The organism is Caldisericia bacterium (assembly GCA_026414995.1).
In the GTDB taxonomy this organism is placed as follows: Bacteria; Caldisericota; Caldisericia; order B22-G15; family B22-G15; genus JAAYUH01.
In genome coordinates this window covers 1-15,437 of record JAOAHY010000020.1, presented here as the reverse complement: position 1 = coordinate 15,437, position 15,437 = coordinate 1, and the positions used below count along the sequence as shown (strand labels likewise).

The 15,437-nt window shown below is 27.7% G+C and carries 15 protein-coding genes; 7 read left to right on the top strand and 8 right to left on the bottom strand.

Annotated elements, in window-relative coordinates; genetic code table 11:
- Positions 1-107 precede the first annotated feature (107 nt).
- The 7 genes from N3D74_06175 to N3D74_06145 all read left to right on the top strand — a co-directional run bounded on the left by N3D74_06175 (position 108) and on the right by N3D74_06145 (position 6,088).
- Entirely contained in the window at positions 108-725 is a 618-nt protein-coding gene (locus tag N3D74_06175) for a prepilin-type N-terminal cleavage/methylation domain-containing protein (protein MCX8095755.1), read from the top strand.
- Positions 715-1,308, top strand: coding sequence for a prepilin-type N-terminal cleavage/methylation domain-containing protein (locus tag N3D74_06170; GenBank protein MCX8095754.1), 594 nt, complete (start codon positions 715-717; stop codon positions 1,306-1,308). Before N3D74_06175 ends, N3D74_06170 begins: the two co-directional genes overlap by 11 nt.
- Positions 1,305-4,001 carry a hypothetical protein gene (locus N3D74_06165; protein ID MCX8095753.1) on the top strand — a complete coding sequence of 899 codons (2,697 nt, stop codon included), beginning with the start codon at positions 1,305-1,307 and terminating at the stop codon, positions 3,999-4,001. Before N3D74_06170 ends, N3D74_06165 begins: the two co-directional genes overlap by 4 nt.
- Positions 4,002-4,012: 11 nt before the next feature.
- Positions 4,013-4,546, top strand: a complete 534-nt coding sequence (locus N3D74_06160) for a prepilin-type N-terminal cleavage/methylation domain-containing protein (protein MCX8095752.1) — start codon at positions 4,013-4,015, stop codon at positions 4,544-4,546.
- Positions 4,547-4,567: 21 nt separating this feature from the next.
- Entirely contained in the window at positions 4,568-4,981 is a 414-nt protein-coding gene (locus tag N3D74_06155; protein MCX8095751.1) for a HEPN domain-containing protein, read from the top strand.
- Positions 4,978-5,334 (top strand): nucleotidyltransferase domain-containing protein, encoded by a 357-nt coding sequence (locus N3D74_06150; GenBank protein MCX8095750.1) that lies wholly within the window; start codon positions 4,978-4,980, stop codon positions 5,332-5,334. The genes N3D74_06155 and N3D74_06150 overlap by 4 nt, the downstream gene beginning before the upstream one ends.
- A 76-nt stretch (positions 5,335-5,410) precedes the next feature.
- The gene (locus N3D74_06145; protein ID MCX8095749.1) at positions 5,411-6,088 is read left to right on the top strand and encodes a prepilin-type N-terminal cleavage/methylation domain-containing protein; all 678 of its coding nucleotides are present in this window, start codon (positions 5,411-5,413) and stop codon (positions 6,086-6,088) included.
- Between the two features lie 282 nt (positions 6,089-6,370).
- Here N3D74_06145 and N3D74_06140 read toward each other — a convergent pair whose 3' ends face one another.
- The 8 genes from N3D74_06140 to N3D74_06105 all read right to left on the bottom strand — a co-directional run.
- Positions 6,371-7,150 carry a DUF4388 domain-containing protein gene (locus N3D74_06140; GenBank protein MCX8095748.1) on the bottom strand — a complete coding sequence of 260 codons (780 nt, stop codon included), beginning with the start codon at positions 7,148-7,150 and terminating at the stop codon, positions 6,371-6,373.
- Between the two features lie 44 nt (positions 7,151-7,194).
- Positions 7,195-7,947 carry a hypothetical protein gene (locus N3D74_06135; protein ID MCX8095747.1) on the bottom strand — a complete coding sequence of 251 codons (753 nt, stop codon included), beginning with the start codon at positions 7,945-7,947 and terminating at the stop codon, positions 7,195-7,197.
- A gap of 8 nt (positions 7,948-7,955) precedes the next feature.
- Entirely contained in the window at positions 7,956-9,779 is a 1,824-nt protein-coding gene (gene glmS, locus N3D74_06130) for a glutamine--fructose-6-phosphate transaminase (isomerizing) (GenBank protein MCX8095746.1), read from the bottom strand.
- A gap of 112 nt (positions 9,780-9,891) precedes the next feature.
- On the bottom strand, positions 9,892-11,238 hold the full coding sequence (gene glmM / locus N3D74_06125) for a phosphoglucosamine mutase (GenBank protein ID MCX8095745.1): 1,347 nt from the start codon (positions 11,236-11,238) through the stop codon (positions 9,892-9,894).
- Positions 11,235-11,657, bottom strand: a complete 423-nt coding sequence (locus tag N3D74_06120; protein MCX8095744.1) for an OsmC family protein — start codon at positions 11,655-11,657, stop codon at positions 11,235-11,237. The genes glmM and N3D74_06120 overlap by 4 nt, the downstream gene beginning before the upstream one ends.
- Positions 11,658-11,798: 141 nt before the next feature.
- Positions 11,799-12,584 carry an ABC transporter permease gene (locus N3D74_06115; GenBank protein MCX8095743.1) on the bottom strand — a complete coding sequence of 262 codons (786 nt, stop codon included), beginning with the start codon at positions 12,582-12,584 and terminating at the stop codon, positions 11,799-11,801.
- Complete coding sequence (locus tag N3D74_06110; GenBank protein MCX8095742.1) at positions 12,581-13,594, bottom strand: ATP-binding cassette domain-containing protein; 1,014 nt, start codon at positions 13,592-13,594, stop codon at positions 12,581-12,583. The genes N3D74_06115 and N3D74_06110 overlap by 4 nt, the downstream gene beginning before the upstream one ends.
- A 123-nt stretch (positions 13,595-13,717) precedes the next feature.
- Positions 13,718-15,437 (bottom strand): IPT/TIG domain-containing protein (locus N3D74_06105; protein ID MCX8095741.1); only part of this gene is annotated, 1,720 nt, incomplete at its 5' end.

Here is a 15,437-nt window from a genome sequence, read left to right as displayed (position 1 = left end):
TTAATTTTGCATTTCCTTTTTTATTATTAAAAACCACCTTATCTTTGTTGAGTTTTCAAATAAAAATTTAAAATTTTTATTTTATAATTTGTTAAAATTAATTTAATATGACGATTTTTAAGATTTTTAAACAAAAAAAAGGGTTAACACTTATTGAGGTGATGATTGCCTTAGTAATTTTTATTTTTCCAATTTTTGCAACCCTATCTACTGTCACATTTTTATATAGACAAACAAACTCCCGCCATCTCGAACTTTTAGCAGAAAATTTATCAAACTATATTTTAGAAGATTTAAGAGGCAGAAAATTTTATTATCAAATTAGAGATTCAAATGGAAATATCATATACAATGATCCAAACGCAACATTTAAGAATAATTTACAAAGACTGTATGAAGGTTTGCCTAAAAATAGACCTGTTCCAAATCCATTTTATCAAGGTTCTACACTTTTAATGAGATACGAAGAAAATTTAAGTATAAATGAAAATAATCTTTATTTTGACTTTGAATTTAGAACAAGTGATAATAATATAATAAATATTAAAAATTTTTATAGAGCCTTTTCATTTGATTTATATATAACAAGATATCCTATGGATATTTTAAGAATAGATGATATTTATGAAACTATTTATAAAATAGATTTAGTTATTAAATGGAAAGAAGGTACAAGAGATAGGTTGTTAAAATCTTCAACAGAGGTTTCTTATCATGAGCCATAAGGGTTTTACCTTAATTGAATTATTAATTGCAATTACTGTTTTTTCAATAATTCTTGCTGGTCTTTATCCAGTTTTTTCACAAATCACAACATTTAATCAAGAAAATTATATGAGAACTGCTCTTATTGATAATTTAAGAGCAGGTATGGATAGATTGGAAAGAGAGATAAGAGATGCATGTTTTTTATATAAACCCGGTACACCTCTAATATATAATCAACCAATGGATGATAATGTATCATATAATTCAATAGTTTTTTCACATAGAGACCCACAAAACCCAGATCAAAATGAGTATGTAAGATATAGTTTAACACAAGGAAGTTATAGTTTAAAAATATTTCCAGATTGCAAACAACTAATAAGGGAAGTTTGGAATGATGATTTAGGTCAATGGGTTGGTGGTAATCCTGTTACTGAACCAACAATAAAGGAAATTGTTTTTAAAAAACAAGGTCAACTTATTAAAGTTTGTATAGTATCTTATGTTAAACTAAGATTAAGAGGAGAACCTCAAGAATATATTTATTTAGGAAATATAGCAGTAAGAAATAATTTAATTGTTGGAGGTTGTGCGCCATGAGAAATTTAATTGGAAATAAAGGTTTTGCTTTGATAACAGTTTTTATAGTCAGTATGGTATTAGTAGGAGTTGTTGGTTTTACATTCATAAGTGCAAATAGACAATTGAATTTAAAAAATCTTTTATCAGGTTCAAAAAGAGCATTTACAGTTGCTGATGGTGGTCTTGAGTATATGATTAATATGGTTCAATCATATCACTTTTATACACTTGCAGAATATTTAGCATTTGAAAATAATTTAGGTGAACCAATTGTTAATTTACTTAAAACAAATCTTGATGCTATAGTTCCTGAATGTTCAAATATAAATTCAGTTGATAAACAAAAAATAATTTCTATAATCAACAATTCTTTCTCAAATTATATTTCTAAAGGTCAATACTTTTATGATTTTTATAGTGTTGATTTAGTTCAAAAGAAATTAAAAGATGCAAGTGGAAATGTTATAACAATTGATACAAACCCAGATTTAGGGTCAGTAAAATTGAGTCAAAAATTTTCAATTGAATTATCTGATTATAGTAATAGAATCTTAAATGAATCATTTAAAACAAATTGTTCCTCTTGTATCGAAGCAATATATAATAAAATAAAAAGTGATGTAGAAAATTCATATAATATATGGGCTAATTATGTTAAAGAGAAAGTGCAAAATATAATTTTAGATTTTGGTGGATTAACTACAGAAAACATTGACTATAACTCATTAAATAAGAATAAAATTATAATTCCTTATGATATAGATTATCCAGTTGAAGATGGACAATATGAGGGTATTTTAGTAAGAACTGCTGATGTTGTAGAAATTTATACCTCTGACATTGATGTACATCCAACAAGAAAATTAATTATTTCTGCTGTTAGTTATGTTTTTAATAAGCAAGTACCTTATTCTGTTTATAATACTATTAAAACATATTTTGATTTAGTTTGGCCAAGAGAAGAAGATGCTGAATATAAAAAATATCCTTTGAAAGGTAGCGGATCAAATGTTTATCCTCAAATAAACAAAAAAATTTATGTTAATGCTCTTGATGTTGATAAAACAAATGGAAATTTAAAAACTGCAGGATATTCATATCAAATTAATACAATAAGAAGAGCAATTAGAGCAGAGTTTCAAATACCATTCATAATTGGTGAACAAGAACCTAGTGTTACATTATTTAGAATTCCAGGTACAACAGTAAGATGGAATCCAGATGAAACTTTGCCTCCACCTCCTGATCCACCTTCTCAAATTTATGTAGCAAATTATACACATTATTTAATAGCAACTAATAATGATATAACACTTCCTTCTTCTGAATTTATTTATGGACCAGTTAGAACAAATAACAGAGTTAATTTTTATGGAACAACAAATGATGTTATTATTGCAAGAAAATATGTTGATTATAAAGGTAAATTTAAATTTATATATAATGGAATTGAATATATAGTAAATTTTTCAACCTGGTCACCGCAAAACCCTACTCAACTTCCTATAACCCCTCCATTAAATGGTAGTAATACTGTTGGAATAAGAAAAAGCATAGAAACTATAATTGACCAAGATGGTATTGAAAGAGCAAAAAATTGGTATATTGATGTTAATGGTGATAATCAATACACGCAAGGTGTTGATAAAATATTTTTAGTATATACAAATAACTCTATACCATTAACAGATCCTAATGCAAGTAATTCTTTAATTAATCAAGCAAAACAAGAGATATTATCAAAAACTCAAGGAACACCTTATTATGTTGTTGCACCAAATAATGGTTATATTGAAGTAGATGTTCAAAACAATACTTTAAAATATAGAGTTAATGGGAAGGGTGGTTGGGAATCTTTAAATATATCAAGTAATCCAGGAAGTGTTATGTATGTTGTTGGTGATGTATATTTTAAAGGTGGAGGTTTTCTTGATGGTAAATTAACAATTTATGCAACAGGCGATGTTCATTTTGAAGGAGGACCAGTTAGGTATAGAGATGATCCAAAATCAATTAATGATTGGAATTTTCCTTCTGATACAACCAACATAGATATGTTAGGTATTATTACACCTAAAAAAGTTTATCTAACTAATAACTCATCAAACTCAATGAAAGTTGATGTAAATATTTTAGCAGGTGGTGGAATTGTTTCTGATAAAAACAACCCAAATAAAATTAAAATTCAAGGTTCAATTGCTTTTTATGATACTTATACTGGTGAATATAGATATGAATTGTTAAATTTTGATTACAACCTTTTTGTTACAAGACCACCTTCATTTCCTCTTTTAAATATGCCATGCCCAACTCCACCAGTTCTTGTGTCTCCTGATTATGGAATAACTGGTGTTTCTTTAAAACCTACTTTTGTTTGGAAAAATTCATTTGGTGCACCACCTATCACTTATACCATTCAAATAGCAACTGATGGTAATTTCAATAATATTATATTTAGTCAAAATGTTGGTTCAAACACAACTTTTACTTTATCTCAAAATATTTTAAATCAAGATACAATTTATTATTGGAGAGTCCGTGCAACAAATAACAGTTGTAGTGATGTATCAGCAATTTTTTACTTTAGAACGCAAAAAAATCAAAACGACCAACCAACAGAATTTACAATATCTGATAAGTTTATTGCTGGTAAAGTTTTAGAAGCATATTTCTCAAGAAGATTATGGAGGGAGATGGCGAATCCGCCATAATATAAAATTTGATGAGAATAAATAAATATAAAGGTTTTACTTTAATTGAGTTAAGTATAGTTATATTAATATTAATAATTATTGCTGGTAGTGTTTTTTATCTTTCACCAAGATTAATAATTAGACAAAGATTAAAAAATAATGCTTGGCAAATATTAAATGATTTAAAAGAAGTGCAAGAGAGAGCGAGGGCACAACTTGAGAGATTAAGAATCGAGTTTGATATAAATAATGGAACATATAGATTTGAAAAAAGAAAAGGAGCATTTGATAGTGGAACAAATGAAAATATTGTTTCAAAAAAACTTGATTCAAGAATAAATTTTAAAAGTATAAGAATTGGAAATACAACTTATGGAACAGGAGTAGCAACTTATATGTATGATGAGTGGGGGGTTCCAAAAAAAGTTAATAATACTGATTCTGGTGAAATATTAATTATTATTGAAACTCCAACTCTAAAAAATAATGAGGGGCAAAATTTATCTGTTGAGATAACTGTTGCACCAGGTACAGGAACACTCAGAATGTTTGGCCCTAAATAATAACTAATGTATAATTAATTTGTGAAAAGAGAACCAATTGAAGAAGCAAAAAGATGGATTATACAAGCAATTGATGAATTTAACGATGCAGAAGAATTAAGAAAATTAAATAAATTTTATCTTGCGCTTTTTCATTTTCAACAAGCAGTAGAAAAGGCAATTAAAGGTTATTTATATTTAAAAACTGAGTCAATACATTACTTTTTTACACACTCAATAGATGAACTTTTAAATATAGCGATAGAATTTGATAAAGATTTTTTAAATTATAAAGATGCAAAAAAATTAGACAGATATTATATTCCCACAAGATATCCAAATGGACTTCCAGGAGGAATTCCTTCAAGATTTTTTGATGATCCAGAAGAAGCTCTTGAAGCATCAATTATTGCAAAAAGAATAATTGATTTTGTTAGAGAAAGATTTAAGTTATGAATATCCTAAATTTTATATATAAAGAAAAATCAAAAAGAAAAAAACTTTTGGAGAAAAATCTTAAAAAAATTTTAAATGAATTAAAAAAATTAGGTGCTTTAGAAGTTTATCTTTTTGGTTCTTTTTTGAAAGGTAATATAAATTTATTTAGTGACCTTGATTTATTTATAATAATGCCAGAAGATAAAAGTGGAAAAGAGTGGTCTAAAATAATATATGAGAAAATTGAAAAAGATGTTGCTGTTGATTTTATTATTTTTAATAAAAAAGAATTTGAAGATGAAAAATATTTTAACCCTTTAATTAAAAATATTCTTGAAAATGGAAAATTAATTTATTCAAATAAAAATTAACTTAAACAAACATATTAAAAATTTATTCATTTTTTGATAAAATTATAAAAATTTTTGATATATTTTGGATTTTTAGATGTTTAAAAAGTTAAATTCTAAAATAAACAAAGGTTATACTTTAATAGAACTTATAACCACAATAACAATAATTTCAATTTTATCTTATGGAATTTTCACTCTATCTCCAACTTTAATTGCAACTCAAAGGTTAAAAAATGATGCCTTTCAACTAGTTAACGATTTGAGAGAGGTTCAAGAAAGAGCAAGGGCACAACTTGAAAAATTAAAAATAAATTTTTATGTTTATAATCCAAGTACACCTGAACTAAACAATGTTTATGTATTTGAATTAAGAGAAAATGCTATTCAAAAGGCAAATAATGAAGGGAAAAGCATAGTTTACATAATAAATAATACAGGTGAGTTTCAAAATATTGTTGTTAGAAAATTTAGCAAAGGAATTGGATTTCCCTATTCTTTTGGATATACAAAAGGAATTACAACTGATGATGGACTTGGAAGCGCAAATTCTGTTGTTTTTGGAACTCAATCATCTCCAACTTCATATTTTGTCTCCTTTTCTTTTAATGAGTGGGGTAATCCATCTCAAGGAGGACATATAAATTTAATTTCTAAAAATTTATATGGAAAAACAAGAGATGCAAGAGGAAATAAATTACCAAAAGTTATAACAATATATATAACTCCTGCAACTGGAAGAATTAGATTTATAGGTCCACAAGACTGGAAATAAATATGTTACTTTTGTGTCTGACACCAAATTAATATGTTTCAAAAGTGTCAGATACCATTGTAGCATGGGGATTAATATTGACATAAATCCTAATGTAATATAAAATAAAAATGGGTGCGGGGTCAAGGGGAGCCCGACTTTAGGGATGAGGTCTTTGGAAGAAAAGATGAGTGACCTTCCGCACCCTTCAAGAATATTTTAAAATTATCCTTATAAAATTAAAATTTAATATAATAAAATATGCCTAACACCAAAGACAGATTTTATAAAATATCTAACTTTTTATAGTTCAAAGTTAAGAGATTTTAATATAAATTTTATCACTTCATCTGCTTTTAATTCATCAGAAATGGATATCAAATCTTGTTTTAGTTTTTTTATGTTCTGTTTAAATAAATTTAAATCTTGCATTCCTTTAGGAATATAATAGGTTAAATAATATAAACCTTTTGGTCCAATATTTTTGTCAATGAAATCAGAAATATTATCGTATATATATCCTGGAATATTTATCAATTTATCAGATTTTTTAAGAAGTCCAACTGAAAGAAGAGCATAAATTGTTTTAACAACTTTAATTTCAGGTAAAATAGTATTTTTCATTGCATCTTCAATGCTTGTTGGATTCATAAAAAGATACATTACATGCCACTCGTCAGGTGATAATTCAATATTATTTTCAGGAGGGTTCGGATTCATCTCAATTATCGTAAATCTTGGTGGAATTTTTTTATATAGATCTTTTGTTTCATCTGCAGTTCTAATTGCATCAATCATTAATGCATCAATAGATTTTGTTATATTTTGTTTTGTATCTATTTCTTTTAATTTAAATGAAAAAGAACCTTCATCTATTAAAAATAAAGCATAAAAAGCTTCTTCTCCAGTCAAATTTCCACAAAAGGCATCATGAACTTTTCCTTTAATTATATGAATTTCTCCTTTAATATTTTCAATTCCTTTTTTTCCTTGTATATATAAAATACCAGTTTTACCCGAATTTGATAATAAAGTTAATACATCAACAATAGGAAAAGTTTCAATATTCCCCTCAATAGCCATGAAAAAACCTCCTTACATATTTCCTCTAATTTATTATAACAAAATTATTTTAAATATTTTCTTACAAACTCTAAATCCTCTTTTTTATCTATGTCAACTGCAATTTCAGGATAAGGAATTGGAACAGCCCTTCCTTTTAATTTTATTTTATCAACAACAACTTTTTCACAATCACTTAATGTTGCTTTATGAATAGCAGCCTTAAAAATAAACCAAAATGGAAAAAGTGATGCTAATTTTAAAGCAGATTTTCTTGCTTCAAAAACAAGTTTTCCAAATTCAATTGCTTTTGGATAAAGCTCTCTTCTAATTAAAAAAATATTACCCATTTTAAAATATCCACCTTTAAGTTTCCAATATGTTCTTTTAGTTCCAGGATATTTCTCTTCAACATCTTTTTTATTATTTACTAAAACATAAAGATAACAATCTGGACAAAAATTAAAACAATAATTTAGTGTTTTTTCATAAATTTCTGAAGTAATTAAAGGTACATCAATTGGAGTAATAAGTGAATAAGGTAAAGATGCTACATCAGAAATTTTCATTAAATTAAAAACAAAATCATGTGAATCTTCTAAAAATATATCAACTTTATTTATATAATCTTTAAAAATTTCCTTATCGCCTATAAGAATTAATTTTTTTATCTGAGGGGTATCTCTTAATGAATCAATAACCCAATCAATCATTTTTTTTGAACCAATTTGAAGGAGTGCCTTATGTGGCACTCCTTCTTCTTTAACCCAATCTTCTAACTTATCTTGACCACCTAAAAGTATCGCCTCAACTTCCATATCTCACCTCACTCAACAGTTACAGATTTTGCTAAATTTCTTGGTTTATCAACATCAAGCCCTCTTAAATCTGCTGTATAATATGCAATTAATTGCAATGGTACAACTGATAATATTGGTGAAACATAAATATGTGTTTTTGGAATTAAAATAAAATCATCAGATTCTTCAATTACTACATTAAAATCTTCTCTAACAATTGAAAAAACTTTACCTCTTCTTGCTTTAACCTCTTTTATGTTTGAATACATTTTTTCAAAAACTCTTTCATCTGTTGAAACTGCGAAAGTTGGAACTTGCTCTTCAATAAGAGCAAGAGGTCCATGTTTTAATTCTCCTGCTGGATAACCTTCTGCGTGAAGATAAGAAATTTCTTTTAATTTTAATGCACCTTCTAGCGCAGTTGGATAATCAAGTAATCTTCCTATATAAAAAGCATTATTTAAATTTACAATTTTTTCTGCAATCTCTTTTGGTTTATTAGTCTCACTCAAAATTCTATTTACAAGTTCTGGCACTTTTTCTATTTCTTTTACAATATAATCTTCAAAATCTTCATTAATTACCCCTCTTAATTTTCCAATATGAATTGAAAAAAGGAGTAAAGTTAAGATTTGTGCAACATATGCCTTAGTTGATGCAACAGCAATTTCAGGACCAGCATAAATTTGAAGAACTTCATCACTTTCTCTAAAAATTGTACTTCCATTTACATTTACAACGCCAAGAGTTTTTGCTCCTAAAGATTTTGAAAGTCTAAGTGATGCAATTGTATCTGCTGTCTCGCCTGATTGAGATACAAGTATAACAAGTGAATCCTTATTTATATTCGGATTTTCATATCTAAATTCAGATGCAACATCACATTTTATTGGTATATCAAGAATATCTGTTAAAATATATTTTGCAATTAAACCAGCATGATATGCTGTTCCACATGCAACGATATGAATATTTTTTATCCTTTTTAAAAATTCATTATCTTTAATCTCTGAAAGATAAACTTTATTATTTTTTATTCTTCCTCTTAAAGTGTCTTTTAAAATTTCTCCTTGTTCCATTATTTCTTTTAGCATGAAATGTTTGTAACCCTTTTTTTCTGCCTGTTCAAGAGACCAGGTAACTTCCATTTTATGAATTTGAATCTCTTCACCATCCATATTTACAACTTTAATTAAATCTTTTTTTAAAAGAGCAACTTCGCCATCTTTAAGAATTACAACATTTTTTGTATAGGGAAGAAGAGCAGGAATATCCGATGCAAGAAAATTTTCATTTTCACCAAGTCCAATAATTAGAGGTGATTCTTTTCTTACCGCAACAATTTTGTCTTTTTCTCTTTGTGAAAATATTGCTAATGCAAAAGAACCTTTTAAAAATTTTACTGCTTTAAGAGTTGCTTCAAAAATATCTCCATTATAGAACTCTTCAATTAAATGTGGAACAACTTCAGTGTCTGTTTCTGATTGAAAAATGTGTCCCTTTGAAATTAATTCCTTTTTTATCTCATCATAATTTTCAATTATTCCATTATGCACAACGATAATTTCTTTTTTACAATCATAGTGTGGATGAGCATTAATATCTGATGGTGGTCCATGTGTTGCCCATCTTGTTTGACCTATTCCAAGAGAATAGTTTCCATTTATGTATGAATTTTTTATTTTTTCTTCAAGAAGAGATATTCTCCCTTTTGTTTTTACGAGATAAAAATCTTTTCCACAAAGGGCAATACCTGCAGAGTCATATCCCCTATATTCTAATCTTTTTAAACCATCTATAATAAGTGGGAGAATATCTCTATCACCTATATATCCAACTATGCCACACATGAATCTCTCCTTTTTGCCTGGTCTTCTCTTTGTTCACAGGTTACCCTGTGTTTTTAAAGAAGACCTCAAAGGACGGCAACATCCTTGAGGGCATCCGCCGAATGGTTCGATTTTACCCCTTATTATAAAAATTAGGGGAACCCTCTTCCTCGTCACCCAGATTATTAATCTGGGCCAGGCGCTTTTTTAAAGAATTTTCTAAGGAGAAAGCAATCTCCTTAATCTCCTCTTCCTTTTCACCTTCAACCATAATTCTAATTAAGTTTTCTGTACCTGATGGTCTTACTAAAACTCTTCCTTTACCATTTAGTGCTTCATTCCATTTCATCACCTCCTTTTTAAAAATTTCATCATTCATTATTAAATTTTTATCTTTTACTTCAATATTTTTTAAAATTTGAGGATATTTAATAAATTCTTTTTTTAATTCTGAGAGAGGTTTATTTTCATTTAAAATTACCTTTAAAAGGAGAAGAGATGTTATGATTCCGTCTCCGGTTTTACTTTGAGGAAGAAAAATTATATGACCAGATTGTTCTCCGCCAATTGGTGAGTTTACCTCGAGCATTTTATATAAAACATTTCTATCTCCAACAGGGGTTTCATAATATTTTATATTATATTTATTGAGTAAAACTTTTAGACCATAATTACTCATAACAGTAATAACAACACTTTCAAGTTTAAGATATTTAGAAAGAATAAACATAATCATATCACCATCAACAACATCGCCTTTTTCATCAACTGCTATAACTCTATCTCCATCACCATCATATGAGAAACCAACTTGAAAATCTCTCTCCTTCTTTTTTTGGAGAAGATATTCTATATTTGTTGAACCACATTTTACATTAATTTTATTTCCATCTGGTATTTCATTATATAGAGTAAGATCTGCATTAAGAGAGGAAAAAATAACCGGGGCAACAGTTGTTGTTGCTCCATAAGCAAGATCAAGCGCAATTTTTATTCCTTTTAAATTTATTTTATTGTTTCTTAAAATTTCTCCAATATATAAGTGTTTTCCTTCTATAAAATTTATATGTTTTCCAAAATTTTTTCGAATTATTATCTCTCCATCTATTAATTTTTCAATTTCCTCCTCTTCTTTTTCTGAGAGTTTTATTCCGCCTCTGTTGAAAAATTTAATTCCATTATATTCTATTGGATTATGAGAAGCAGATATCATAGCACCGCCACTTTTACCATTTATATTAAGAAGGAGGGACAAGGCAGGAGTTGGTAAAATACCAGTTGAATAAACATTTACTCCAGTAGATAAAATCCCAGAAATCAGAGCGCTTTCTAGTGAATCTGATGAGAGTCTGGGGTCTTTAGAAACTATTAGATCACCTTTAAAATAAATTCCTGCTGCTTTACCAACTTTAAGAGCAAATTCTGGAGTAAGATCTTCATTTGCAATTCCTCTTATTCCATCAGTTCCAAAATATTTCATTCTTTTATTATTTCAAAAGAATAATTAATTTTTGCTCCACTTCTTTGGAAAGTTGCTGCTGCTGAACAATATTTTTCTTGCGATAATTCAATAGCAGTCGAAACACTTTTATCATCAAGATCATCGCCTCTTAATATATATTTTAAATTTATTTGAGTCCAAACTTTAGGATGATTCTCCTCTTTTTCTGCATCAACTTCAATTTTTAACGATTTAACATTTTTTCTCATTTTTGTAAGAATTGATATAACATCCATTGCTGTGCAACCCATAAGCCCAACTATAAAAAGTTCCATTGGTCTTGGTCCTTTATTTTCTCCACCAACCTCTTCGCTTGCATCAAGAGTAATTTTGTGTTTTGAGTGTGTCTCCCCTTCAAATCTCATCTTTTCAATCCAATTTAACTCAAAATGTTGCATACTCTCTCCTCAATTAATATAAATTTTCTCCATTATACCATATCTTAAAAATATTCATCAATACTAATTTATTTTATATGTTTCTCTATTACCTAACCCAAATTTAAAATGTTAATCTGTTGTCAGGCACAAAATTAACATTTATTCAGTTGTTAATTTTTTATAAGTTAGATACATTAAAGAGAATATAAAAGCATCAAATAGAAGAATAATAAGAAGACCTTGTATTAATGGAGATAATTCCCATCCTTTAATTGTTAAAGTTCTAATTGGATTAACAGCATAAGAGAGAGGATTTATTCTTGCTATATATTGTAACCATTTTGGCATTGCTTCAAGTGGAAAAAGTGCTGTGCTTGAAAAAGTAATTGGAAGAGTAAAAAAGTTTATTATTGTAAAAAATGTTTCAATAGTTTTAAGTGTTGTTCCAATAATTAATGAGAGACCTGCAAAAATAAATGTAAATAACATACAAAATAAAATAATAACAAGCACTCCTAAAATTCCAGTTGAGTATCTTACACCAAAAATATAAGCAATAAAGAGTATAATGCTACTTTGAAGACTTGCTGCTATCATACTTGAGAGTGCTTTGCCTACTGGAATTGCAACTCTATTTATTGGTGATGTTAAAAGTTTATCAAGATATCCTATTCTTCTATCCCAAATAATTGAACTTCCTCCAAAAATTCCACCAAATAGTGAAGTCATTATTACAATCCCTGGAGTCATAAAAGAAAGATAATTTGAAGTTCCAAAAATTTGTGAAGCAAATGGATTATTAGTTAATCTACTCATTGTATTTCCCATAAGACCTAACCAAATTAACGGTTGAAATATTGTTGCAAAAATTCTTGCTTTTTGTCTAAAAAATTTAATCAATTCTCTTTTACATATAATAAATATATCTGATATAAATGTTTTCATCTTCTTGCCCTCCTAATTGTGATGTTTCTCCTTATTATATCTTCTTTACTCTCTTCACTTTCTCTTATAGTTTTACCTGTAAAATGAAGATAAACATCATCAAGGGATGGCCTTTTTAATCTAACTGAATCAATTTCAACTTTTTGCTCTCCAGCAATTTTAAATATTTCAGGAATTAATCTATCTCCATTTTGAGAGACAATTACTTGATAAATTCCATTTTGAAGAAGTTTTAGGTTTGATACACTTGGAAGATTTTTAACTTTTTCAAGAAATAAATTTTTATTTTCACTATCTTTCAAAGTAAAAGTAATAATATCACCCCCTATTATCTCTTTTAATTTACCAGGTTTATCAATTGCTTTTATTTCGCCCATATCAATAATTGCAACTCTATCACAAAGTTCATCTGCCTCTTCCATATAATGTGTAGTTAAAAATATTGTCATTCCAAAATCACATCTCAATTTTCTTATATATTCCCAAATTGAAACTCTTGTTTGTATGTCTAATCCGAGTGTTGGTTCGTCAAGAAAAAGAATTTTTGGTCTATGAATAAGTGCAAGTGATATATCTAATCTTTTTCTCATACCACCAGAATAAGTTGAAACAAGATCAAATCTTCTATCCCAAAGATTAAACATTTTAAGTAATTCTTTTCCTCTTTCTTCAATTTCTCTTAAAGGAATGTGATAAAGTTTTCCCTGTATATAGAGATTTTCCCATCCTGTTAAGTTATCATCAACACTTGTTTCTTGTGATGCATATCCGATTAAATTTCTTACTCCATTAGGGTTTTTTGAAATATCAATACCATCAACAAAAACTTTTCCATATGTTGGTCTTAAAAGTCCTATTATAACTTTAATAGTTGTTGTTTTTCCTGCTCCATTTGGACCTAAAAATCCAAAAATTTCTCCTTTATTAATTGAAAATGTTACTCCTTTTACTGCCTCAACTCCATTTGAATATCTTTTTTTGAGATTTTCTATCTTAATAATCTCTTCCATAAATCCTCCAAATACTTTTTTGTTTTTATTATCTTTTAAATTAAAATTAAAAATATTGTTTACAATAATTGTAAAAGCATAGTTTATTATAATTATTAATTTTTTTTAGTCAATATATTTTAATTATGGCTTATAGTTTTTGTCATACATTGGAGATGTAAATTCTTTCTCTATATCATATGGTTTACAATAAGTAGGATTCTTATTATAAACCCTAACTTTACCTTTTGCAGTTCCATAAAAAATACATCCTTTTACAAACTTTCCTGTAAATGTTCCTGTTACAATATAACCATAATTATCATTTGTTTCTTGTGATTTCCATGTGAAAATAAAATTTACATTTCCATTTTGGTCATAACTCCCTGAAACATCTTGATAAGAATTGTAACATGTATTACTATCATTTTTTATTTTTCCATCTTTTAACTGAATACATAATTGAATTAACCTTTCATATGTTTCCCATTTACAATCAATATTACTCCAACTTGGTGTTGTTCCTCTAACTTCAGAAAAGCCATCACATTTTGGCAAAGTATTAAATAAAACATCTTTATTTGATTCATATTCATATTTTTCTCCTGTATAAACAACAACAGGTCCACTTTCAATATCTAAAGGAAGTTTAATTTTAATTTCTTTGTCACTCCAACTAGTAATTTCAACCTGTTTATTTCCAATTAATACCTTACTTTTTGTTGTTTTATTTTTACCAAAAGAAAATCCATTTATTGTTATAGTATCTCCACCTTTTCCAGTTGCTGGGTTTATTGAAGAAACTTTTGGAACTATATTTAATATTGCTTTAATAATAAAGTAATCTTTTAAACTATTTCCTTCCCAAAGAGTTGTATGGATAAGTATATTTTGTTTTCCATCTTTATCAGAAATTGAATAATCTCTTAAATCTTCAACTTTGTATTCAAATTGATATCGAACAGTTGAAGCATTATTAAGATTTGCTTCGTTAATTGTAAATTTCTGAACATTAGTTGCAATCTTTTTTCCAGGATTCCCATCTTTTTCTTCTTCTATTGCAGTTTGTATTTCTATATCTCTTTTATTGTTTGACCCATTATATGCATTTAGTTTTAATTTTAATATCTCAGCATCTTGAGAAATATATTCTATCTGTTTTTTTGTATTATTGTTTATCCAAACATATCCATCTTTTTCGTTAGATGGTTTTATTTGCAATTGATAGAAAGATATTAATTTCAAGGTACTGGGATTTGTAACATAAAACGCAATCTCTCCTGCTGACATTGCGTTTTGTTCATCGTTTCCAGGACACATTAAAGAAAGAGCATGACTTGAAGCAAAAGTACCCTCTGGGTAAAGAATTAAGTATTTTTCTGTTGCTACCTTATGTCTTTCTCTAATCCAATCCCAACTTCTTACTGTATACATTGTTCCATTATCGTTTGTTGCAGGTGAAATATTTTGAGGGTCATGAATAATTATTTCAGAACCATTATTTGTGTATCCTAAAACAACAACAGCATGCTTTCCCCAACTTAAAATTACTGGATGTCCCTTATCAAGTTCAGACAAAGTTCTCCATTTTAAATGTGCAATTCCAAAATAAGGTATGTTATTAACTGTAAAACCAATTTCTTTACTTATAAATTCTCTTAAATTATTTGCAAACAAAGACTCACTCAATCCAAAATCAGTATCAGATGATTTAATTTCTTTTAAAATTTCAAAAAGTTCTATATCAACTCCACTATATTTTAATAACATCTGTGCTGAAGTTGAAACACAAGAGCCTCCAATTTGTTCATAATAAGGCATTCTAATAATTTTTTCATTTGATTTAGTAGAGTAATAAGGTGTC